Below are 21,370 nucleotides of genomic sequence, written 5' to 3'. Positions count from 1 at the left end.
GCCGGCAAAGCGCGGTGCTGCGCAATAATCTTGCTGACATCTTCATGTGGTGACGAGAATGACGCTCAAAAAGGCCGTATCAGGGAAAACCAGCACACCGGCCACCGCAGCGCCCGCCGAGCCGCACGGCGCCACCCTCGACCGCTACGACGTGCTGATCCTGCGCGAGCTGCAGCAGGACGCGCGCCTGTCCAACACCGAGCTCGCGGCGCGCATCGGGCTGTCCGCGGCGCCCACCTGGCGGCGGGTCCGGTGGCTGGAGGAGCAGGGCTACATCACCGGCTACCGCGCCGAACTCGACCGGCGCAAGGTCGGCCTGGGCGTGCTGGCCTTCGTGCGAGTGGATGCGAACCGCAACACCGGCAGCGAAACCCGCCAGCTGGAAGACGCGATCCGGCAGCTGCCCGAGGTGATCGCCTGCCACTACATCTCGGGCGCCGGCACCTTCGAGCTGCAGGTGATGGCGACCGACCTCGATGCGTTTTCGCGCTTCTCGATCGAGACTCTCTTGAACCTGCCGAACGTGAAGGACATCCACACCAGCTTCTCGCTCGGCGAGGTGAAGGCAAGCGGCGCCTTGCCGCTCGGGCACCTGAAGGCGAGCGGCGCATGAAGAACCTGACGCTGCGCCAGCTGCGCGCCTTCGAGGCGGCCGCGACCACGCTGAGCCATTCGCGCGCTGCCGAGCAACTGCACCTGACGCAGCCGGCGGTGTCGATGCAGATCCGGCTGCTCGAGGACGAGCTCGGCCTGCCGCTGTTTCGCAAGCAGGGCCGCGGGCTGCAGCTCACCGACGCGGGCGACGAGCTGCTGCGCCATGCGCGCGGCATCCTCGGCGCGATCCGCCACGCCGAGGAGGCGTTGACCTCGATGACGTCGGCGGAGGGCCGCACGCGCGGCCAGTTGCACCTGGGCGTGGTGCCGACGGCCAACTACTTCGCGCCGCTGCTGATGATGGCGTTCCGCGAGCGCTTTCCCGAGGTCAAGCTGAAGCTGTCGGTGGACCGGCGCGACACCATCCTCGCGCTGCTGAACGAGCACCAGATCGACGTCGCGATCGCCGGCTACCCGCCGTCCGAGGCCGATGTCGAGGCCGAGGCCTTCGCGCGCCATCCGCACTGCATCGTCGCGGCGCCCGGGCACCCGCTGGCCGGCAAGCGGCGCATCGCGTGGAGCGAGCTGAAGGGCGAGCCGTTCATCTTCCGCGAGCCGGGCTCGGCGACGCGGCAGTTCCTGGAGCACCTGCTGCAGTCGCAATCGCTGCAGGTCAACGTGACGATGGAGCTGTCGGGCAACGAGACCATCAAGCAGGCGGTGATGGCCGGCATGGGCATCAGCTTCATGTCGGCGCATGCGTTCCAGATCGAGCTCGCGGCAGGGCGCATGGCGGTGCTCGACCTGGTGGGCATGCCGAAGCTGCTCGACTGGTGCCTGCTGCACCGGCGCGACGGCGTGCTGGCAGGCGTGAACGCGGCGTTCCGGGAGTTCGTGCTGGAGCAGGGGGCGCGGCTGGCGCATTGCGAGTTGAAGGGCGGGTAGGGGCGCGGGGTTGCCCGGTGCTGGTGTGCGGCATGCGGGGAGGCCGTCATTGGGCGACCGTCGGCGTTTTCCCGCACCTACCCCCGTTCGCACTGAGCCTGTCGAAGGGCCTGCTCGCCTGTCACCAGGCTTCGACAGGCTCAGCCCGAACGGAATGGGGGCTCAGCCCGAACGGGCAGCGCGGTGTATCAGGAAAACCCATTCATCCGGATAAGAAACCATTGCTTGTCCTTATGCCTGGAGGCTCCTAGATTTCGTCTCCATGAACGATCCGACCCACCCCTTCCCGACCTGGGACGCCGCCCACGCCGAACGCCTCGATGAACCCGGCCGGCTGTTGTACCGCTCGAACCTGCTGGGCTCCGACCTGCGCATCACCAACTACGGCGGCGGCAACACCTCGGCCAAGCTGCTGCAGCGCGACCCGCTGACGCAGCAGGAGGTCGAGGTGCTGTGGGTCAAGGGCTCCGGCGGCGACCTCGGCTCGATGAAGCTCGACGGCTTCTCGACCCTCTACCTCGACAAGCTGCGCGCGCTGCAGGCGATCTACCGCGGCCCCGAGCACGAAGACGAGATGGTCGGCTACCTGCCGCACTGCACCTTCAACCTGAACGCCCGCGCCGCCAGCATCGACACGCCGCTGCACGCCTACCTGCCGTTCAAGCACGTCGACCACATGCACCCCGACGCGGTGATCGCGATCGCGGCGATGGAGAACAGCCGCGCGCTGACACAGACGATCTTCGGCGGCAGCGTCGGCTGGCTGCCGTGGCGCCGCCCGGGCTTCGAACTCGGCATGCAGCTGCAGCGCCACGTGGCCGAGCACCCCGGCCTGCGCGGCCTCGTGCTGGCCGGCCACGGCCTCTTCACCTGGGGCGACGACGCCCGCAGCTGCTACGAGAACACCGTCGGCGTGATCCGCGACGCGCAAGCCTGGCTGCAGGCCGAGCGGCGCGAGCGCAAGCTGGTCAGCTTCGGCGGCACCGCCCGCGAGCCGCTGCCCGGCGACGAGCAGCAGGCGCTGCTGGCCCGGCTGCTGCCGGTGCTGCGCGGCGCGGTCTCGCGCAGCGGCCACAAGCTCGCGCACGTCGACCGCTCGGCCACGGTGCAGGAGTTCGTCAACAGCCGCGACCTGGACCGCCTGGCCGCACTCGGCACCTCGTGCCCCGACCACTTCCTGCGCACCAAGATCCGTCCGCTGATCCTGCCGGCCTCGCTGTACGCGCTGCAAGGCCCTGCGCTTGCTGCCGCGATCGAGGAGCGCCTGGCCGCCTACCGCGCCGACTACAGCGCCTACTACGAGCGCTGCAAGCGGCCGAACAGCCCGGCGCTGCGCGACCCGAACCCGGTGATCGTGCTGCTGCCCGGCGTCGGCATGGTGTCGCTCGCGAAGGACAAGGCCACCGCGCGCATCGCCGGCGAGTTCTACGTCAACGCGATCAACGTGATGCGCGAGGCCGATGCGCTGGACCGCTACGTCGGCCTGCCCGAGCAGGAGGCCTTCGACATCGAGTACTGGCTGCTCGAGGAGGCCAAGCTGCAGCGCATGCCGAAGCCGAAGCCGCTGGTCGGCCAGGTGGCGCTGGTGACCGGCGGCGCCGGCGGCATCGGCCGCGCGATCGTCGAGCGGTTGCTGGGCGAGGGCGCCTGCGCGGTGCTGCTCGACATCGACACCGAAGCGCTGGCGCAGGTCGGCGACGAGCTGCGCACCCGCTTCGGCCGCGACGTGGTGCGCACGCTGCGCTGCGACGTGACCGACGAGGCCGGCGTGCTGCGCGCCTATGCCGATGCGGTGACCGAGTACGGCGGCGTCGACATCCTGGTGTCGAACGCCGGCATCGCGTCGGCCGCGCCGATCGAGGACACCACGCTCGAGCTGTGGATGCGCAACCAATCGATCCTCAGCACCGGCTACTTCCTGGTCGGCCGCGAGGCCTTCCGCGTGATGAAGGCCCAGGGCGTCGGCGGCGCCATCGTCTTCATCGCCAGCAAGAACGGCATGGTCGCGAGCAACCAGGCCTCGGCCTACTGCGCGGCCAAGGCGAGCGAGATCCAGCTGGCGCGCTGCTTTGCGCTGGAGGGTGCGCCGCTGGGCATCCGTGCCAATGTGGTGAACCCCGATGCGGTGATCCGCGGCAGCAAGATCTGGACGGGCACCTGGAGCCAGGAACGCGCCGCCGCGAACAAGATCAAGGAAGAGGAGCTGGAGGCTTTCTACCGCGATCGCTCGATGCTCAAGCGCAGCGTGCTGCCGCAGGACATCGCGGAAGCCACCTATTTCTTCGCGTCCGACTTGTCGGCCAAATCGACCGGCAACATCCTCAACGTGGATGCGGGCAACCTCGCCGCGTTCCCGCGTTGATTCCAAGGAGACCGCCATGCCGAGCCAGTTGATCGCCACCAGCCTGATCGAATCGCAGAACGCTCCCCTGGCTGCGCGCGTGCGCGACGACTACGACGTGCTCGGTGCGCAACTCGCGCGCCGCGATGTCGACATCGACGCGGTGCGCCGCCAGGTGGCCGAGTTCGCGGTCGCGGTGCCGTCGTGGGGCGTCGGCACCGGCGGCACGCGCTTCGCGCGCTTTCCCGGCGCCGGCGAGCCGCGCGACGTGTTCGACAAGATCGAGGACTGCAGCGTGATCCAGCAGCTCGCGCGCTGCACGCCGACCGTCTCGCCGCACTTCCCGTGGGACAAGTGCAGCGACTACAGCGAGCTGCGCGAGCATGCGGCGATGCGCGGCCTCGCGTTCGACGCGGTCAACTCCAACACCTTCTCCGACCAGAAGGGCCAGCCGCTGAGCTACAAGTTCGGCAGCCTGACGCACAGCGATGCCGCGGTGCGGGCGCAGGCGATCGCGCACAACCTCGAGGTGATCGAGATCGGCCGCCAGCTCGGCAGCCGCGCGATCACGGTGTGGATCGGCGACGGCGCGAACTTCCCCGGCCAGCAGCATTTCCGGCGCAGCTTCGAGCGCTACCTCGACAGCACGCGGCGCATCTACGCCGGGCTGCCGATCGACTGGCACATGTTCCTCGAGCACAAGATGTTCGAGCCGGCGTTCTATGCGACGGTGATCCAGGACTGGGGCTCGAGCCTGCTGGCCGCGCAGTCGCTGGGCGACCGGGCGCGCTGCCTGGTCGACCTGGGCCACCACGCGCCGAACGTCAACATCGAGATGATCGTCGCGCGGCTGGTGCATGCCCGCAAGCTGGCCGGCTTCCACTTCAACGACAGCAAGTACGGCGACGACGACCTCGACAGCGGCAGCATCAACCCGTTCCAGCTGTTCCTGGTGTTCAACGAGCTGGTCGATGCCGCGCAATCCGGCGCGCCCGATTTCGCGCCGGCCTACATGCTGGACCAGTCGCACAACGTCACCGACCCGATCGAGAGCCTGATGACCAGCGCCGGCACGGTGCAGCGCTGCTATGCGCAAGCGTTGATCGTCGACCGCAAGGCCTTGGCGGCCTACCAGGACGGCAACGACGCGCTGATGGCCGCGCAGTCGCTGAAGCAGGCCTACCAGACCGACGTGACGCCCATCCTGCAGCGCGTGCGGCTGGAGGCCGGCGGCGCGATCGAGCCGGTGGCGGCGTACCGCGCGAGCGGCTACCGCGCCCGCGTCGCCGAGGCCCGGCCCGCGTCGGGCCCGAGCAGCGGCATCGTCTGACGCTTTTTCGATTCCACGTTTCACGTTCCCCGTCAGTTCAAAAACCAATCAGGAGACAAACCCGTGAAGAAACCTCTGCAAGTGTTGCTGGCCGCGCTGGTGTGCGCGGCTTTCGCCCCTGGCGCGATGGCCGCCGACAAGATCGCGCTGGTCGTCAAGAGCCTGGGCAACGGCTTCTTCGATGCCGCCAACCAGGGCGCGCAGGAAGCGGCCAAGGAGCTGAAGGACGTCGAGATCATCTACACCGGCCCGGCCAAGGCGACGGCCGAAGGGCAGATCGAGATCATCAACTCGCTGATCGCGCAGAACGTGAAGGCGATCGTGATCTCGGCGAACGACCCCGACGCGCTGGTACCGGCGCTGAAGAAGGCGATGGCGCGCGGCATCAAGGTGGTGTCCTTCGATTCCGGCGTGCGCAAGGATGGCAGGCTGATGCACCTGAACCCGTCGTCGAACGCGCTGATCGGCGAGAAGCTCGTCAAGATGACGCAGGACGCGATCGGCGCCAGCGGCGAGATCGCGGTGCTGTCGGCGACCGCGCAGGCCACCAACCAGAACATCTGGATCGACGAGATGAAGAAGGTGCTCGCGAAGCCGCCGTACACCGGGCTGAAGCTGGTCAGCGTGGTCTACGGCGACGACCAGACCGACAAGAGCTACCGCGAGGCGCAGGGCCTGTTCAAGAGCTACCCGAACCTGAAGGCGATCGTCGCGCCGACCACCGTCGGCGTCGCGGCCGCGGCCAAGGCGGTGCAGGACGAGAAGAAGGTCGGCACGCTGTTCGTCACCGGGCTCGGGCTGCCGTCGGAGATGGCCGGCCACGTGAAGAGCGGCGCGGTGAAGTCGTTCGCGATCTGGAACCCGATCGACCTCGGCTACTCGGCGGTGTATGCGGCGCACCAGTTCGTGCACGGCAAGGCCAAGGGCGTGGCGGGCGAGAAGGTGTCGCTGGGCCGGGTCGGCACGGTCGCGCTGGACGCGAACAACGAGGCGGCGATGGCCGAACCGTTCACCTATGACGCGGGCAACGTCGAGAAATTCGCGAAATTCTTCTGAGCCGTCCGATGAGCGAACCCCTGCTGCGCCTGCGTGGCATCCACAAGCGCTACGGGGCGACGCACGCATTGCGCGGCGTCGACCTCGAGCTGCAGCGCGGCGAGGTGCTCGCGCTGGTCGGCGAGAACGGCGCCGGCAAGTCGACGCTGGTGAAGATCCTGACCGGCGTGGTGCAGCCGGACGAGGGCGCGATCGAGCTCGACGGCCGGCCGCTGCGCTTCGCGCATGCGCAGGCCTCGCAGGCCGCCGGCATCGTCGCCGTCCACCAGGAGACGGTGATGTTCGACGAGCTGTCGGTGGCCGAGAACATCTTCATCGGCCGGCACCTGCAGCGCGGGCCCTTCATCGACTGGCCCGCGATGCAGGCGCAGGCGGCGCAGGTGCTCGCGAAGATCGGTGCGCGCTTCGCGCCGGGCGCGCTCGTCAAGGACCTGAGCCTGGCCGAGCGGCACCTGGTGGAGATCGCCCGAGCGCTGTCGCAGCGGGCCTCGGTCGTGATCCTCGACGAACCGACGGCCGCGTTGTCGCAGCAGGAGATCCGCGATTTCTACGGCCTGGTGCGCACGCTGCGCGAGCAGGGCGTCGGCGTGATCTTCATCACCCACAAGTTCGACGAGATCTTCGCGGTGGCCGACCGCTACCTGGTGCTGCGCGACGGCGCGTCGGTGGGGTGCGGTGCGATCGCGCAGGCCGAGGAGCGCGAGCTGGTGAAGCTGATGGCCGGCCGCGCGATCGAGCAGATCTACCCGGCCCCGGCCGCACCACCCGGCGAGGTGGTGCTGCGGGTGCGCGGGCTGTCGCACCCGAGCGAGTTCGACGGGCTGTCGTTCGAGCTGCGGCGCGGCGAGATCCTCGGCTTCTACGGCCTGGTCGGTTCGGGCCGCAGCGAGGCGATGCTCGCGCTGATGGGCCTGAACGCCGACGCGCGCGGCGAGTTCGAGATCGACGGCAAGCGCTTCAAGCCGGGCCGGGCCGGCGACGCGATCGCGGCCGGCATCGCCTACGTGCCCGAAGAGCGGCAGCGCCAGGGCGGCATCCTGAGCTTCTCGGTGCAGCACAACATCAGCCTGGCGGGGCTGTCGCGCTTTGCGCGCGGGCCGTGGCTGTCGGCGCTGCGCGAATCGGCGCTGTGCGGGCGGATGATCGAGCGGCTGCAGATCAAGACCGGTTCGCCGCACACGCCGATGGCGGGGCTGTCGGGCGGCAACCAGCAGAAGGTGGTGATCGCGAAGTGGCTGGGGCTGGACCCGCGCATCGTGATCCTCGACGAGCCGACCAAGGGCATCGACGTCGGCGCGAAGCAGGCGGTTTATCAACTGATCGGCGAGATGGTGGCGCAGGGGCTGGCGGTGATCCTGGTGTCGTCGGAGCTGCCGGAGGTGATGAACCTCGCGCACCGCGTGATCGTGATGCGGCGCGGCCGGCAGGTGGCGGAGTTCGCGCGCGACGGTGCGGAAGCCGAGGCCGTCGTCGCGGCCGCGTCGGGCCTGGCCGCGCCACCGCGTCCGCAGGCGCCGCTCGAACTGCGGGAGCTGGCGGCATGAAGGGCCTGAAGGACCGGTACCGCGAGATCGCGCTGCTGGCGATCATCATCGCGATCGCGCTGGCGGTCGGTGCGCGTGCGCCGGTGTTCCTGACCTGGCACAACGCGCTCGACGTCGCGAACGATTCGGCGATCCTCGCGATCCTGGTGATGGGGCAGATGCTGGTGCTGCTGACGCGCGGTGTCGACCTGTCGGCCGCGTCCAACCTGGCGCTGACCGGCATGCTGTGCGCGCTGGCCGGCCGCGCGCTGCCGCAGCTCGGGGTGGTGCCGCTGGTGCTGCTGGCGATCGCGATCGGCACGCTGCTCGGCCTCGTCAACGGCTGGCTGATCACGTTCTTCGAGCTGCCGCCGATCGTCGTGACGCTGGGCACCTTGTCGGCCTACCGCGGCGCGATCTTCGTCGCGAGCCAGGGGGCGTGGATCTCCGACCACCAGATCCATCCGGTGATCAAGGGCCTGCCGCGCGAGCAATGGCTGGGGCTACCGGCGCTGGTGTGGATCGCCGCGGCGGTGGTGCTGGCGATGGCGGTGTTCCTGCGTTGGCGCCGCGAGGGGCGCGAGCTGTATGCGCTCGGCGGCAACCCGACCGCGGCGGCGTACGTCGGCATCCCGTTGCGGCGGCGCCTGCTGCTGGTCTACGCGGTGTCGGGCGCGCTGGCCGGGCTGGCGGGGCTGTTGTGGGTGGGCCGTTATGCGATCGCGTTCACCGAGCTCGCGGCCGGCTATGAACTGACGGTGATCGCCGCCTGCGTGATCGGCGGCGTCAGCATCGGCGGCGGGGTCGGCAGCGTGGCGGGCGCGGTGCTCGGCGTGCTGTTCATCGGCGTCGTCAACGGCGCGTTGCCGGTGATCCAGGTGTCGCCGTTCTGGCAGCAGGCGATCGCCGGCCTCGTGATCCTGGTGTCGGTGGCGGTGAATGCCGGTGCGCAAAGGCGCAGCGGTCGGCAGATTCTGGAACGACGAGAGGTGCCGGCATGACCAAGGCTTTCGGACTGTGGGAACGCATGCTGCTCGCGCTGCTGGTGCTGCTGCTGGCCGGCTTCGGCTTCGGCATCGATGGCTTCATGTCGCCCTACGCGCTGGCCGACAGCACGTTCAACTTCAGCGAGAAGGGCTTGCTGGCACTCGCGATGGCGCTGCTGATCATGGCCGGCGAGATCGATCTGTCGATCGCCGCGACGCTGTCGCTGTGCTCGCTGGCGATGGGCTTCGCGATGAAGGCCGGCGCGGGCTTGCCGCTGATGCTGCTGGCTGCGTTCGGCACCGGCGCCGCGGCCGGCGCGCTGAACGGCTGGCTCGTCACTGCTTACCGCTTGCCGTCGATCGTCGTCACCATCGGCAGCCTGTCGCTGTACCGCGGGATCGCGCTGGTGGTGCTGGGCGACCAGGCGATCACCGGCTACCCCGAAGCGCTGTCGGTGCTCGGCAACGGCTACCTCGGCGACCTGGTCGGCCTGCCCTGGCTGATCGTGCCGATCGAGTTCGCGATCCTGCTGTTGATGGCGGTGTTCGTCGGCGTGCTGCTGCACCGCACCGTGACCGGCCGCCGGCTGGTGGCGATCGGTGCGAACCCGATCGCCTCGCGTTTCTCGGGCATCGAGGTCGACCGCCACCGCTTCGCGCTGTTCGTGTTCGCCGGGCTGATGGCGGCGCTGGCAGCGGTGCTGCTGACCGGGCGCATCGGCAGCACGCGCCCGAACATCGCGCTCGGCTGGGAGCTGGACGCGGTGACGATGGTGATCCTCGGCGGTGTCGCGATCGAGGGCGGGCGCGGCAGCATCGTCGGCGTGTTGCTGGCGTCGCTGTTGTTGGGCCTGTTCACCTTCGCGCTCGGCATGGCGAATATCTCGGGCATCGTGATGGCGATGATCGTCGGCATCCTGCTGATCGTCTCGATGGTGTTGCCGCGGCTGCTGCGCGGTCCGCGGGTGCTGCTGTGATGGAGCAGGTCGCGTTCCGGATGCGATTGAAGCCGGGTTGCGCGGCCGAGTACAAGCGCCGGCACGATGCGCTGTGGCCGGAACTCGCGAGCCTGCTGCACGAGGCCGGCGTGCGCGACTACAGCATCTTTCTCGACGAGGAGAGCCTCGCGTTGTTCGCGGTGCTGCGTCGTCCGGTCGATCATCGGATGGATGAGTTGCCGTCGCATCCAGTGATGAAGCGGTGGTGGGCGGAGATGGCGGGGCTGATGGAGGTCGAGCCTTCACTGGCGCCTCAGGTCGTGGCTTTGCAGCCGATGTTTCATCTCGACTGACAGATGAAGCAAGTAGCCACCGTCGTGCTCGACGTCGGCAAGACCCACGTCAAGCTGTGCGCCCTCGACGCGAGCGACCACGTCCTCGCCGTCCGGACACGCGACAACGCGAGCGTCCCAAGCCCCGCCGGCTACGCGGCCCTCGACACCGATGGCATCGAAGCCTGGCTGTGGGAGAGCCTCGCGTCGCTGGCGGTGGAGTTCCACGTCGATCGCATCATCACCAGCACCCATGGCGCTGCCTTCGCCGCGATCGATGCGAATGGGCTCGTGCTACCGATCGTCGACTACGAGTTCGATGCCTATGCGGATCAGCGGGATGCCTATGCGGATGCCGTCGGTGACCTGCGTGAGACGCTGTCGCCGCACCTGCCGATGGGGCTCAATGCGGCGCGGCCCTGGTACTGGCTGTCGCGTGAGTGCGCGAGTGACTTTGCCCGCGCGAGCACGCTGCTGCCGTACCCGCAGTACTGGGCCTGGCGCTTGAGCGGCGTCGCGGCGAGCGAGGCGAGTTCGTTGGGGTGCCACACGCATCTGTGGGCGCCGGTCGCGCGCAGCTGGTCGCGCCTCGCGCGAGCCGAAGGCTGGGATCGGCGCTTCGCGCCGCTGCGGTCTGCATGGGACGAGCTCGGGTCGGTGCGCCCCGAGCTCGCGAAAAGCCTCGGCCTGCCGGTCGACTTCCGCGTGCATGCCGGCGTGCACGACAGCAACGCCTGCCTCGCGCGCCACCTGCGGCGCTCGCCCGCGATGACGCTGGTGACCTCGGGCACCTGGACCGTGGTGATGGCTTGCGGTGGCGCCGTCGATCGGCTGGACCTGTCGGCGGACATGCTCGCCAATGTGTCGGTCGCGCAGGACCTGGTGCCGACGGCGCGCTTCATGGGCGGGCGGGACCATGCGGCGCTGTGTGCCGGTGCCGATCCCGATGCGGCCGATCTCGCGTGCCTGCCCGCGCTGGCCGAGGCCGGCATTCAGGCTGTGGCCTCGGCCGATGGCGGCGGGCCGCGCATCGTCTGCCACGGCGACGACATCACCGCGCAGGCCGCGCAGCGGCTCACGCCGTCGCAGCGTGCAACCCTCGCCGCCCGGTACTGCGCCACGATGACCGCCGAGCGTGTGCAGGCCCTGTCCGGCCCGTCGCCGGTCGTCGTCGAAGGCCCGCTCGCCCGCAATGCCGCCTACCTCGCGCTGCTCGCGCAATCGCTGCCTGGCCACCGCTGCCAGGTCGGCGATGCCGCGATCGATGGCACGGTGCTGGGTGCCCTGGCGTTAACCCGCTGGAACGATTGAACCCCTGACATTGCGCGGCCAGGGGCCGCGAGGCTGCTAACCTCTCGCCCCGTGCGGACCGTCCTCGTTTCCCTTGCCGACCGTGTTTTCGGCACCGAACCCAAGCAGCGCTTGCGGCTCGTGCAATGCGGCGTCGCGATGCTGCTGGTGCTCGGCAGCGTGCTCAACATGCAGTACCTCGTGCTCGCCGGCCTCGCGCCCGCCTGGCCTGTCGCGCTGTGGAGCGTGGTGCTCGCCGGCGGCTTCGCGGTCTTCTTCGGCGTGATCCGCAGCGGCCTGAACCTGAAGCTGCCGGATCCGGCGCTGACGCGGCCGCAGATGGTGTTCGCGATCGTTTGCGGCGCCGGCGGCTACGCGCTGGCCGGTGCGGGCCGCGGAGGGGCCTTTCCGATCCTGATGGTGATCTTCATGTTCAGCATGTATGCATTGCCGCCGGCCCAGGTGATGCGCATCGCGCTGTTCGCGGTCGCGCTGTTCGGCGTGACGATGGCCGCGATGGCCTGGCACGACCCGGCCACCTACGAACCGGCCGTCGAGTGGGGGCACTTCATCATGATCGCGATCATGGTGCCGGCGATTGCGGTGCTGGCCGGGCAGCTCAGCCGGCTGCGCGAACGCATGCGGCGGCAGAAGAAGGAGTTGTCGACGGCGCTCGCGCGCATCCAGGACCTGGCCACCCGCGACGAGATGACCGGGCTGATCAACCGGCGCCACATGCAGGAGCTGATGGAGCAGGAGCGCCAGCGCGGCGTGCGCTCCGGCTACACCTTCTGCCTCGCGATGATCGACCTCGACGGCTTTCGCAAGATCAACGACCAGCAAGGCCATGAGTTCGGCGACCGATTGCTGAAGCGCTTCGCCCGAGAAGCGCTGAACGTGATCCGCATCTCCGACCTGCTCGGGCGCTGGCAGGGCGAACAGTTCCTGCTGCTGCTGTCGGACACCCGGGCCTCGCTCGCACGGCTCGGGCTCGAGCGGCTGCGCGAACGCATCTTCGCGATGCAGATCGACGCGCAAGGGCCGCCGATCCACGTCAGCTTCTCGGCCGGCGTCACCGAGCACCGGGCCGGCGAATCGGTGGCCGACACGATTGCGCGGGCCGACCAGGCCTTGCGTGCGGCCAAGGGAGCAGGGCGCAACCGCGTGGTGCTCGCATGAGTGCGCCGCTGCCGGCGCGGCATTTCTTCCTCGCGGTGCTGGTCGTGGCGGTCTGGGGCACCAACTTCGTCGTCATCAAGCTCGGCCTCACGCACCTGCCGCCGCTGCTGTTCGCCGCGTTGCGCTTCACGTTCGCCTTGCTGCCTGCCGTGTTCTTCCTGCCGCGCCCGGCCGTGCCGTGGCGCAACCTGGCGGCGTATGGATTGCTGATCGGCGTCGGGCAGTTCGGCGTGCTGTACCTCGCGATGCGCGGGCACATCACGCCGGGGCTCGCGTCGCTGGTCGTGCAGACGCAGGTGTTCTTCACGATCGGCCTCGCGATGCGCGGCAGCGGCGAGGTGGTGCGGCCGTTCCAGTGGGTCGCGCTGGGGCTGGCGGTGGCCGGCATCGTCGTGATCGGTTCGCACACCGGCGGCGACACCACGGTGGCTGGCGTGCTGATGGTGCTGTTCGCCGCGCTGTCGTGGGCCGGCGGCAACATCGTCAGCCGCGCCGCGGGCCGCGTGAACATGCTGGCCTACGTGGTGTGGACCAGCGCGTTCGCGGTGCCGCCGCTGTTCATGCTGTCGTGGTGGTTCGAAGGCGGCGCCGCGATCGAGGCGGGCCTGCGCCAGGCCGACGCGGTGACCTGGGCCTCGGTGCTGTGGCAATCGGTCGGCAACACGCTGTTCGGCTACGCCGCCTGGGGCTGGCTGCTGGCGCGCCACCCGGCCGCGACCATCACGCCGATGGCGCTGCTGGTGCCGGTGTTCGGCATGGCCGCGTCGTCGTGGTGGCTCGGTGAATCGCTGCCGGCGTGGAAGCTGGTCGCCGCCGGGCTGGTGATGGCGGGCTTGGCGCTGAACCTGCTGTGGCCGCGCCTGCGGCCCGCCGGATAGCAGACTTCCGTTCGCCCTGAGCAGGGTCCTTCGACAGGCTCAGGGTGAACGGATGTGGCTCAGACCCGCTCGACCACCACCGCAATGCCCTGGCCGACCCCGATGCACATCGTGCACAGCGCGTAGCGGCCGCCGCTGCGGTGCAGCTGGTTCACCGCGGTCGTCACCAGCCGCGCACCGCTCGCGCCGAGCGGGTGGCCGAGCGCGATCGCGCCGCCGTTCGGGTTGACGCGCGCATCGTCGTCCTGCAGCCCGAGGTCGCGCAGCACCGCGAGGCCCTGCGCCGCGAACGCCTCGTTCAGCTCGATCACGTCGATCTGGTCGAGCCGCAGCCCGGTCAGCGCCAGCACGCGCCGCGTCGCCGGTGCCGGGCCCATGCCCATGATGCGCGGCGGTACGCCGGCCGTCGCCATGCCGAGCACGCGGGCCCGCGGCGTCAGGCCATGGCGTGCCGCTACTGCCTCGCTCGCGAGCAGCAGCGCGCAGGCCCCGTCGTTCACGCCGGAGGCATTGCCGGCCGTCACCGTGCCGTCCGGACGCACCACGCCCTTCAGCTTCGCCAGCGCTTCGAGCGAGGTCTCGCGCGGGTGCTCGTCCTGCGTCACGACGAGCGCATCGCCCTTCTTCTGCGCGATCGTCACCGGCGTGATTTCGGCGTCGAAGAAGCCGGCCTTCTGCGCCGCGACGGCCTTCAGCTGCGACGCGAGCGCCATCCGGTCCTGCGCGTCGCGCGCGATGCCGAAATCGGCCGCCACGTTCTCGGCCGTCTCCGGCATCGAGTCGACGCCGTGCATCTCCTTCATCAGCTTGTTGACGAAGCGCCAGCCGATCGTCGTGTCGTGGATCGCGGTGCTGCGGCTGAACGCGCTCTCGGCCTTCGGCATCACGAAGGGCGCGCGGCTCATGCTTTCGACACCGCCGGCGATCATCAGCCCGGCCTCGCCGCTGCGGATCGCGCGCGCCGCGCTGCCCACCGCATCCATGCCCGAGCCGCACAGCCGGTTGATCGTCATGCCCGGCACGCCGATCGGCAGGCCGGCCAGCAGCGCCGACATGCGCGCGACGTTGCGGTTGTCCTCGCCGGCCTGGTTCGCGCAGCCGAACAGCACGTCGTCGATCGCCTCCCAATCGACGCCGGCGTTGCGCGCCATCAGCGCCTTCAGCGGGATCGCGCCCAGGTCGTCGGTGCGCACCGATGACAGCGCACCGCCGTAGCGGCCGAAGGGCGTGCGGATCGCATCGCAGATGAAGGCTTGTGTCATGGCGGAATCTCTCAGGCGATCAGCGGCAGGCCGCTCAACCGCTGCAGTTCATCGAAGGGCAGGCCGTGGAAAGTCTCCACCACTTTCAGCCCGGCGGCCGTCACGTCGATGACAGCCAGGTCGGTGTAGATGCGGCTCACGCAGGCCACGCCGGTCAGCGGGTAGCTGCACTCGGCGACGATCTTGCTCTCGCCGGCCTTGGTCAGGTGCTCCATCATCACGAAGGTCCGCTTCGCGCCGATCGCCAGGTCCATCGCGCCGCCGACCGCGGGGATCGCATCCGGCGCGCCGGTGTGCCAGTTGGCCAGGTCGCCGCGCGCCGACACCTGGAACGCGCCGAGCACGCAGATGTCGAGGTGGCCGCCGCGCATCATCGCGAAGCTGTCGGCATGGTGGAAGAACGCGCCGCCGGCCAGCAGCGTCACCGGCTGCTTGCCGGCATTGATCAGGTCGTAGTCCTCGTCGCCCGCGGCCGGCGCCGGGCCCATGCCGAGCAGGCCGTTCTCGCTGTGCAGGAAGATCTCGCGCTCGCGCGGCAGGTGGTTGGCCACCAGCGTCGGCAGGCCGATGCCGAGGTTCACGTACGCGCCTTCGGGGATGTCGCGCGCGACGCGGGCGGCCATCTGGTCTCGGTTGAGTCGTTGCATCGCCATCACGCCGCCTGCTTGAAGCCGGCCGGGCCGGTGCTGCTGCGCGGCACCTGCACGACGCGCTGCACGAAGATGCCCGGCGTCACGATGTGCTCCGGGTCGAGTTCACCGAGCGCCACCACCTCGTGCACCGACGCGATGCTCAGCTTGGCCGCCATCGCCATGATCGGCCCGAAGTTGCGCGCGGTCTTGCGGTAGACCAGGTTGCCCCAGCGGTCGCCGCGCTCGGCCTTGATCAGCGCCACGTCCGCATGGATCGGCGACTCGAGCACGTACATGCGACCGTCGATCTCGCGCGTTTCCTTGCCGCGCGCGAGCTCGGTGCCGTAGCCGGTGGGGGTGAAGAAGCCGCCGATGCCGGCGCCCGACGCGCGGATGCGCTCGGCCAGGTTGCCCTGCGGTACCAGTTCCAGCTCGAGGCGGCCGCTGCGGTACAGGCCGTCGAACACCTGCGAATCGACCTGGCGCGGAAAGCTGCAGATGATCTTGCGCACGCGGCCGGTCGCGAGCAGCGCGGCCAGGCCGGTCTCGCCGTTGCCGGCGTTGTTGTTGACGATGGTCAGGTCGCGCGCACCCTGCGCGATCAGCGCGTCGATCAGCTCGCCCGGCTGGCCGGCACCGCCGAAGCCGCCGATCATCACCGTCGCGCCGTCGGGTACGCCGGCCAGCGCGTCCTGCACCGAATCGCAGAGCTTGTTGATCATGCTGTTCCTCACAACGGCCCGAGTTCGTCAAAAAGTTCTTTTGACGAACTCGGGTTCTGTATGGGAACAGTGTAAGGCGGTCAGGCTGCCTTCGCCAACTCGTCCATCGCGTAGACGCGGCCGAAGCGGTTGGCCAGGAAGTCGGCCAGCAGCACGTCTTCCTGCCGCACGAAACCCTTCTGCGGCAGCTGGCCGTTCGCCAGCATGTCGAGGATCGCGCACAGGCTGCTGGCGGTGGTGATCTGGATCGCGCTGCGCAGCTTGCCGGCCAGCACGTGCGCGTAGGTCTTGCGCGCGTAGGTGTTCTGCACGAGGCGCCCGTCCTTCATGCCGGAGACGGTGACGAACACGATCACCACGTCCTGCATCGTCGTCGGCACGGCCTGTTCGAGGATGTCCTTCAGCACGTCGCGCCGGTCCTTCAGCCGCAGGTCGTGCAGCAGCGCCTTCATGATCGCGGCGTGGCCCGGATAGCGGATGGTGCGGTAGTTCAGCGTGCGCACCTTGCCGGCCAGCGTCTCGCACAGCGTGCCGAGGCCACCGGAGGTGTTGAAGGCCTCGTACAGCACGCCGTCGAGCGAGAACTCCTCGCGCTCCTCGAGCGCCGGCACCTCGCGCTTCACGCCGTCGACGATGGCCTCGCAGGGCTCGCAGTACTCGTTGATGACGCCCTCGGTGCTCCAGGTCAGGTTGTAGTTCAGCGCATTGCTCGGGTAGGCCGGCAGCGCGCCGACGCGCATGCGCACGCTGTCGAGCGTGTCGAAGCCGCGCGCCAGGTCGGCCGCGACGATCGAGATGAAGCCGGGTGCCAGCCCGCATTGCGGGATGAAGGCCGTGCCGGCGCCGACCGCCAGCTCGCGGATGCGCCGGGTGCTGGCCACGTCTTCGGTCAGGTCGAGGTAGTGGACGCCGATGTCGCGCGCCGCCTGCGCCACCTTGGCCGTCAGGTGGTAGGGCGCCGCACTCAGCACCGCGAAGCGGCCGCGCAGCGCGCTGCGCAGCTTCTCGGCATCGTTCACGTCGAGCACCAGCGTTGACAGGCCGGGGGTGCCGGCCATCTCGTTGGCGATGTCGGTGAGCTGGGCCGCCGAACGGTCTGCCACCGTCACGGTGTAGCGCTCGCCACCACTCGCCGAGGCCAGCAAGGCCCCCACCACGGAGCCGATCTTGCCGCCGCCGATCACCAGGATGTCTTTCATTGCCGCCTCGCATGCTGTGGGGAATGACGGCGATTGTCCGAAGCATCCGATCAAAAGGCAGCTTGAAATTCAACGAAACGACGGGCACATTCCGGCATATCGCCGACAGACTTCGACGAAATGACCAAACCCATCCTCGACAAGACCGACCACGCGCTGCTCGCGCTGCTGCGCGAGAACGCGCGCGCCTCCACCGCCGAGCTGGCGCGGCGCCTGGCGCTGTCGCGCACCACGGTGCAGAGCCGGCTCGAACGGCTGGAGCGGCAGCGGGTGGTCGCCGGCTACACGATCGTCGTGCCCGACGAGCTCGAAGCCGCGCTGGTGCGCGCCCACGTGCTGATCACGGTGGCGCCGCGCCAGAGCGCCGCGATCGAGGCGGCGCTGCGCAAGATCGCCGAGGTGCGGGTGCTGCACTCGGTCAGCGGCCCGTTCGACCTCATTGCGATCGTCGCGGCGCAGTCGATCGGCGAGCTCGACGCGCTGATCGACCGCATCGGCGCGCTCGAAGGGGTCGAGCGCACCACCTCGGCGATCGTGCTGTCGACCCGAATAGAGCGGTAAAAGTCACGGACGGTGGTCCTGAATCGCGGTTTCCTGTCAGAGTTAGCAGGTGTGAGGACATGTGTCCCTCGGGATAATGAACTTCAAGTCAAGGCACCCAGCCGCCGAAAACCTTGCAAGCGTGCCCCGTGGCGCGCACCCCTGGTCCGAGGTTGCTCGCCATCCGCATGAAAGAAGCCATCTCCCCATTGGTCATCGAGGTCCAGGAACTGCGCGTCGGGATGTTCGTTCATCTCGACGTGGGTTGGATGGCGCACCCGTTTCCGCTCAGCAGCTTCAAGCTGACGACGGCCGACCAGATCGCGACGATCCGCAGCCTCGGGCTGCCGCGCGTGCGCTGGAGCCCGGACAAGAGCGACCCGCCGCCGGTGACCACGCCGGTGGTCGAAGCGCCCGCCGCGCAGGCGCCGCCGGCTGCCCCGGTCGCGCCCGCCGAATCCCCTGAAGTCAGCGAACGCCGCCGCCTGCGCGAAGCCCTGGCGGCCGAGCGAGCGTCGCTTGCCGTCTGCGAGCGCCAGTTCGCCGAAGCCACCAAGGCCTGCAAGCTGTCGCTCGAGTTGGTGACGGCCAAGCCGCAGCAGGCGCGCGAGAACACCGAGGCGCTGAGCCGGGCCTTCGTCGACAAGATGCTCGCGGCGCAAGACCTGTGCATCCGCCTGCTGAGCGACGGCATCGGCGACAAGGCGTCGATGCATTCGGTCAACGTCGCCGTGATCTCGCTGCTGATGGGCAAGACCTTCGGGCTGTCGTCGCCCGAGATGATGGACCTGGGTGTCGGCGCGCTGCTGCACGACATCGGCAAGATCGAGCTGCCCGACCGCGTGCGCCACCGCGAAGAGCACTTCACGAACGCCGAGACCCAGTTCTATCAAGAGCACGTGACGCACGGCGTGACGCTGGCCAAGAAGATGGACCTGCAGCCCGGCGCCACGCTGGTCATCGCGCAGCACCACGAGCATGCCGACGGCAGCGGGTTTCCGCTCAAGCTCAACAGCGACCGCATGACGACCGCCGCGCGCATCGTCTCGCTGGTGAACCGCTACGACAACCTGTGCAACCCGCACGTGCCGTCGCGCGCGCTGACGCCGCACGAGGCGCTGTCGACGCTGTTCGCGCAGAGCAAGGCCAAGTTCGACACCGCGATCCTCGGCGCCTTCATCCGCATGATGGGCGTCTACCCGCCCGGCTCGACGGTGCAGCTGACCGACGACCGCTACGCGATGGTGGTGTCAGTCAACTCGACCCGGCCGCTGAAGCCGCGCGTGCTGGTGCACGACCCGAAGGTGCCGCGCGAGGAAGCGCTGATGCTCGACCTCGAGCTGACCCCGCGCCTGGGCATCCGCCGCAGCCTGAAGCCGCAGCAGCTGCCGACGGCCTCGCTGATCTACCTGTCGCCGCGCGCCCGCGTGGCCTACTTCTTCGAACCGGAGCAGGTGCCGGACACCGCGGACGCCGAGGCCGTTGCATGACCGTCCCCGACCCGATGCAGGGCCTGATCGATGGCCTGCTCGAGGCGGTATGGCTGGTGGACGCCGACAGCCTGAAAATTCGCGCGGCCAACGCCGCGGCCGGCGAACTGTTCGGCGTCGAGGCCGCCTCGCTGTGCGGCCGCGGCGCCACCGACCTGTGCGCGACGCCTGAAGACCTGGTGTTCTGGAGCGAGGCGTCGGCCGGGCTGGTCGACCAGATCGTCTCCGACACGCTGGTGCGCGATTTCTCCGGCCGCCTGCTGCCGGTGACGCGCCGCGTGAGCCGCATCGGCGACGGCCTGTTCCTGGTGACCTGCCGCGACCGCAGCGCGCAGCGCGCCGCCGAAGAAGAGCTCGAGACCCGCCTGGCCGAACTGCGCGCGACGCTCGAATCGACCGCCGACGGCATCCTGGTGACCGACCTGTCGGGCCACATCCGCAGCTTCAACCACCGCTTCGCCGGCCTGTGGGCCCTGCCCGAAGAAGTGCTGGCCCGGCGCGACGATGCAGCGGTGCGCGACTGGATGCGCGCGAGCGTGGTCGACGGTGCCGACTACGAGCGCCGCTTGGCCGCGATCCAGGAAGCGACGATGCTGCAGACCAGCGACGTCTTCACGCTGCACTCCGGCCGCGTGCTGGAGCGGCTGACGCTGCCGCAGTGCACCCGCGGCCACCCGATCGGCCGCGTGTTCTCGTTCCGCGACATCACCGAGAAGCTGGCCGCCAGCGCGCGCATCGAGGAGCTGTCGCACACCGACGCGCTGACCGGCCTGCCGAACCGGCGGCTGCTGGCCGACCGCATCGAGTTCGCGCTCGCGATGGCGCAGCGCGGCGGCAACCCGTTCGCGCTGATGGTGCTGAACATCGACCGCTTCAAGCAGATCAACGACACGCTCGGCCTGGGTTTCGGCGACCGCGTGCTGCTGGAGGTGACCGACCGCATCAAGGCCAGCCTGCGCAACGTCGACACGGTCGCGCGGCTGGGTGGCGACGAATTCGTGCTGCTGGTGCACCAGGCCGATGCCGTGGCGGCCGAGGCCACCGCGCGCCGCGTGATCGACGCGATGGCGCGGCCGTTCACGCTCGACACCGTCAGCTTCACCGTCACCTGCAGCATCGGCATCGCGCAGAGCCCGGCCGACGGCGACACGGCCGACGACCTGATGCGCCGTGCCGATGCCGCAATGCACCGTGTGAAGGAAGCAGGGCGCGCGAGCTTCCGCTTCCACCAGCCGCGCGGCGACGCCGGCCGGCGCGCGGACAACTCGCCGATGCAGATCGACCATGCGATGCGCCAGGCGCTCGCGAGCGGCCAGTTCCGCCTGCATTACCAGCCGCAGATCGACCTGAAGAGCGGCCAGGTGATCGGTGCCGAGGCGCTGATCCGCTGGCGCGACCCGGTGCTCGGCGAGGTCTCGCCCGCCGAGTTCATCCCGGTGGCCGAAGAGAGCGGCTTCATCATCGCGATCGGCGACTGGGTGCTGGCGCAGGCGGTCCGGCAGGCCGCCGCGTGGCGCGCCAACGGGCTGGAGATGCCGGTGTCGATCAACGTCTCGGCGCTGCAGTTCCAGCAGCCCGATTTCATCGACCACGTGGCCGATGCGCTGAAGGGCGCGAGCCTGCCGGCCCGGCTGCTCGAGCTGGAGCTCACCGAATCGATCCTGATCCACGACGCCGCCGGCGCGCTGCAGCGGTTGCAGGCGCTGGAGCAGCTGGGCGTGCAGATGGCGATCGACGACTTCGGCACCGGCTATTCGAGCCTGGGCTACCTGAAGCGCTTCCCGATTGCGCGGCTGAAGATCGACCGCAGCTTCATCAAGAACCTGCCGGACGACACCAGCGATGTCGCGATCGTCAACGCGATCATCCAGCTCGGCCGGGCGTTGAACCTGCGCGTGATCGCCGAGGGCGTCGAGACCGAGGCGCAGCGGCAGTTCCTGCACGACGCCGGCTGCGACGAATTCCAGGGCTTCCTGTTCGCGCCGGCCCTCGACCACGGCAGCTTCGAAGGCCGCGTCGGTCGCGGCGCGCCGGCGGCCCGGAGCGTGCGCCTGGTCCAGCCCGTCTGATCCGTCGCGCTTGACATGAACTGACATCGATCCGGGTCGCCGGGTCGGAAAGCCCGCACGCCGC

The 21,370-nt window shown here is 69.4% G+C and carries 19 protein-coding genes; 15 read left to right on the top strand and 4 right to left on the bottom strand.

All coding sequences use genetic code 11. The features are described from left to right. Positions 1–58: 58 nt before the first annotated feature. The 12 genes from ACXJLU_RS06850 to ACXJLU_RS06795 all read left to right on the top strand — a co-directional run bounded on the left by ACXJLU_RS06850 (position 59) and on the right by ACXJLU_RS06795 (position 13,392). Positions 59–613 carry an Lrp/AsnC family transcriptional regulator gene (locus ACXJLU_RS06850; RefSeq protein ID WP_457329689.1) on the top strand — a complete coding sequence of 185 codons (555 nt, stop codon included), beginning with the start codon at positions 59–61 and terminating at the stop codon, positions 611–613. Next, positions 610–1,539: a LysR family transcriptional regulator gene (locus ACXJLU_RS06845; protein WP_457329687.1), complete on the top strand. Its 930-nt coding sequence runs from the start codon at positions 610–612 to the stop codon at positions 1,537–1,539. Before ACXJLU_RS06850 ends, ACXJLU_RS06845 begins: the two co-directional genes overlap by 4 nt. Before the next feature lie 262 nt (positions 1,540–1,801). Then, entirely contained in the window at positions 1,802–3,901 is a 2,100-nt protein-coding gene (locus ACXJLU_RS06840) for a bifunctional rhamnulose-1-phosphate aldolase/short-chain dehydrogenase (RefSeq protein ID WP_457329686.1), read from the top strand. Positions 3,902–3,917: 16 nt separating this feature from the next. Continuing rightward, complete coding sequence (gene rhaI, locus ACXJLU_RS06835; RefSeq protein ID WP_457329685.1) at positions 3,918–5,210, top strand: L-rhamnose catabolism isomerase; 1,293 nt, start codon at positions 3,918–3,920, stop codon at positions 5,208–5,210. 126 nt (positions 5,211–5,336) lie between these two features. Continuing rightward, positions 5,337–6,266, top strand: a complete 930-nt coding sequence (rhaS, locus tag ACXJLU_RS06830; RefSeq protein ID WP_457329715.1) for a rhamnose ABC transporter substrate-binding protein — start codon at positions 5,337–5,339, stop codon at positions 6,264–6,266. A gap of 8 nt (positions 6,267–6,274) precedes the next feature. Continuing rightward, the gene (locus tag ACXJLU_RS06825; protein WP_457329684.1) at positions 6,275–7,810 is read left to right on the top strand and encodes a sugar ABC transporter ATP-binding protein; all 1,536 of its coding nucleotides are present in this window, start codon (positions 6,275–6,277) and stop codon (positions 7,808–7,810) included. Beyond that, complete coding sequence (locus tag ACXJLU_RS06820; protein ID WP_457329683.1) at positions 7,807–8,790, top strand: ABC transporter permease; 984 nt, start codon at positions 7,807–7,809, stop codon at positions 8,788–8,790. Before ACXJLU_RS06825 ends, ACXJLU_RS06820 begins: the two co-directional genes overlap by 4 nt. Then, on the top strand, positions 8,787–9,752 hold the full coding sequence (locus tag ACXJLU_RS06815) for an ABC transporter permease (RefSeq protein WP_457329682.1): 966 nt from the start codon (positions 8,787–8,789) through the stop codon (positions 9,750–9,752). Before ACXJLU_RS06820 ends, ACXJLU_RS06815 begins: the two co-directional genes overlap by 4 nt. After that, on the top strand, positions 9,752–10,066 hold the full coding sequence (locus tag ACXJLU_RS06810; RefSeq protein WP_457329681.1) for an L-rhamnose mutarotase: 315 nt from the start codon (positions 9,752–9,754) through the stop codon (positions 10,064–10,066). The genes ACXJLU_RS06815 and ACXJLU_RS06810 overlap by 1 nt, the downstream gene beginning before the upstream one ends. A gap of 3 nt (positions 10,067–10,069) precedes the next feature. After that, a complete protein-coding gene (locus tag ACXJLU_RS06805; RefSeq protein WP_457329680.1) occupies positions 10,070–11,356 on the top strand; it encodes an FGGY-family carbohydrate kinase in 1,287 nt (428 codons plus the stop codon). A 51-nt stretch (positions 11,357–11,407) separates the two neighbouring features. Next, entirely contained in the window at positions 11,408–12,514 is a 1,107-nt protein-coding gene (locus tag ACXJLU_RS06800) for a GGDEF domain-containing protein (protein ID WP_457329679.1), read from the top strand. An 8-nt stretch (positions 12,515–12,522) separates the two neighbouring features. Further along, a complete protein-coding gene (locus ACXJLU_RS06795; protein ID WP_457329714.1) occupies positions 12,523–13,392 on the top strand; it encodes an EamA family transporter in 870 nt (289 codons plus the stop codon). Positions 13,393–13,451: 59 nt separating this feature from the next. On the opposite strand, the gene pcaF is transcribed toward ACXJLU_RS06795, so the two are convergent. The 4 genes from pcaF to ACXJLU_RS06775 all read right to left on the bottom strand — a co-directional run bounded on the left by pcaF (position 13,452) and on the right by ACXJLU_RS06775 (position 17,207). Next, positions 13,452–14,654 carry a 3-oxoadipyl-CoA thiolase gene (gene pcaF, locus ACXJLU_RS06790; RefSeq protein ID WP_457329678.1) on the bottom strand — a complete coding sequence of 401 codons (1,203 nt, stop codon included), beginning with the start codon at positions 14,652–14,654 and terminating at the stop codon, positions 13,452–13,454. 11 nt (positions 14,655–14,665) lie between these two features. Beyond that, positions 14,666–15,301 (bottom strand): 3-oxoacid CoA-transferase subunit B, encoded by a 636-nt coding sequence (locus tag ACXJLU_RS06785; RefSeq protein WP_457329677.1) that lies wholly within the window; start codon positions 15,299–15,301, stop codon positions 14,666–14,668. 5 nt (positions 15,302–15,306) lie between these two features. Next, positions 15,307–16,008 carry a 3-oxoacid CoA-transferase subunit A gene (locus tag ACXJLU_RS06780; protein WP_457329676.1) on the bottom strand — a complete coding sequence of 234 codons (702 nt, stop codon included), beginning with the start codon at positions 16,006–16,008 and terminating at the stop codon, positions 15,307–15,309. An 80-nt stretch (positions 16,009–16,088) separates the two neighbouring features. Then, positions 16,089–17,207, bottom strand: a complete 1,119-nt coding sequence (locus tag ACXJLU_RS06775) for a saccharopine dehydrogenase family protein (RefSeq protein WP_457329675.1) — start codon at positions 17,205–17,207, stop codon at positions 16,089–16,091. A gap of 120 nt (positions 17,208–17,327) precedes the next feature. On the opposite strand from ACXJLU_RS06775, the gene ACXJLU_RS06770 reads away from it, so the two are divergent. The 3 genes from ACXJLU_RS06770 to ACXJLU_RS06760 all read left to right on the top strand — a co-directional run bounded on the left by ACXJLU_RS06770 (position 17,328) and on the right by ACXJLU_RS06760 (position 21,306). Then, entirely contained in the window at positions 17,328–17,768 is a 441-nt protein-coding gene (locus ACXJLU_RS06770; RefSeq protein ID WP_457329674.1) for an Lrp/AsnC family transcriptional regulator, read from the top strand. Positions 17,769–17,935: 167 nt separating this feature from the next. Next, a complete protein-coding gene (locus ACXJLU_RS06765) occupies positions 17,936–19,237 on the top strand; it encodes a cyclic di-GMP phosphodiesterase (RefSeq protein ID WP_457329673.1) in 1,302 nt (433 codons plus the stop codon). After that, a complete protein-coding gene (locus tag ACXJLU_RS06760; protein WP_457329672.1) occupies positions 19,234–21,306 on the top strand; it encodes a putative bifunctional diguanylate cyclase/phosphodiesterase in 2,073 nt (690 codons plus the stop codon). Before ACXJLU_RS06765 ends, ACXJLU_RS06760 begins: the two co-directional genes overlap by 4 nt. The last annotated feature ends 64 nt before the right edge of the window (positions 21,307–21,370 follow it).

It is taken from the genome of Rhizobacter sp. P5_C2 (assembly GCF_054049715.1).
The sequence above is the reverse complement of the archived record's forward strand: the minus strand, read 5'-3'. Positions and strand labels throughout refer to the sequence as shown.

Coding starts and splice junctions, on each gene's coding strand:
- ACXJLU_RS06810 (WP_457329681.1), top strand. CDS start 9,752: ATGGAGCAGGTCGCGTTCCGGATGCGATTGAAGCCGGGTTGCGCGGCC.
- ACXJLU_RS06770 (WP_457329674.1), top strand. CDS start 17,328: ATGACCAAACCCATCCTCGACAAGACCGACCACGCGCTGCTCGCGCTG.
- ACXJLU_RS06840 (WP_457329686.1), top strand. CDS start 1,802: ATGAACGATCCGACCCACCCCTTCCCGACCTGGGACGCCGCCCACGCC.
- ACXJLU_RS06775 (WP_457329675.1), bottom strand. CDS start 17,207: ATGAAAGACATCCTGGTGATCGGCGGCGGCAAGATCGGCTCCGTGGTG.
- ACXJLU_RS06815 (WP_457329682.1), top strand. CDS start 8,787: ATGACCAAGGCTTTCGGACTGTGGGAACGCATGCTGCTCGCGCTGCTG.
- ACXJLU_RS06820 (WP_457329683.1), top strand. CDS start 7,807: ATGAAGGGCCTGAAGGACCGGTACCGCGAGATCGCGCTGCTGGCGATC.
- ACXJLU_RS06760 (WP_457329672.1), top strand. CDS start 19,234: ATGACCGTCCCCGACCCGATGCAGGGCCTGATCGATGGCCTGCTCGAG.
- ACXJLU_RS06845 (WP_457329687.1), top strand. CDS start 610: ATGAAGAACCTGACGCTGCGCCAGCTGCGCGCCTTCGAGGCGGCCGCG.
- rhaS (WP_457329715.1), top strand. CDS start 5,337: ATGGCCGCCGACAAGATCGCGCTGGTCGTCAAGAGCCTGGGCAACGGC.
- rhaI (WP_457329685.1), top strand. CDS start 3,918: ATGCCGAGCCAGTTGATCGCCACCAGCCTGATCGAATCGCAGAACGCT.
- pcaF (WP_457329678.1), bottom strand. CDS start 14,654: ATGACACAAGCCTTCATCTGCGATGCGATCCGCACGCCCTTCGGCCGC.
- ACXJLU_RS06850 (WP_457329689.1), top strand. CDS start 59: ATGACGCTCAAAAAGGCCGTATCAGGGAAAACCAGCACACCGGCCACC.
- ACXJLU_RS06825 (WP_457329684.1), top strand. CDS start 6,275: ATGAGCGAACCCCTGCTGCGCCTGCGTGGCATCCACAAGCGCTACGGG.
- ACXJLU_RS06780 (WP_457329676.1), bottom strand. CDS start 16,008: ATGATCAACAAGCTCTGCGATTCGGTGCAGGACGCGCTGGCCGGCGTA.
- ACXJLU_RS06785 (WP_457329677.1), bottom strand. CDS start 15,301: ATGCAACGACTCAACCGAGACCAGATGGCCGCCCGCGTCGCGCGCGAC.
- ACXJLU_RS06805 (WP_457329680.1), top strand. CDS start 10,070: ATGAAGCAAGTAGCCACCGTCGTGCTCGACGTCGGCAAGACCCACGTC.
- ACXJLU_RS06765 (WP_457329673.1), top strand. CDS start 17,936: ATGAAAGAAGCCATCTCCCCATTGGTCATCGAGGTCCAGGAACTGCGC.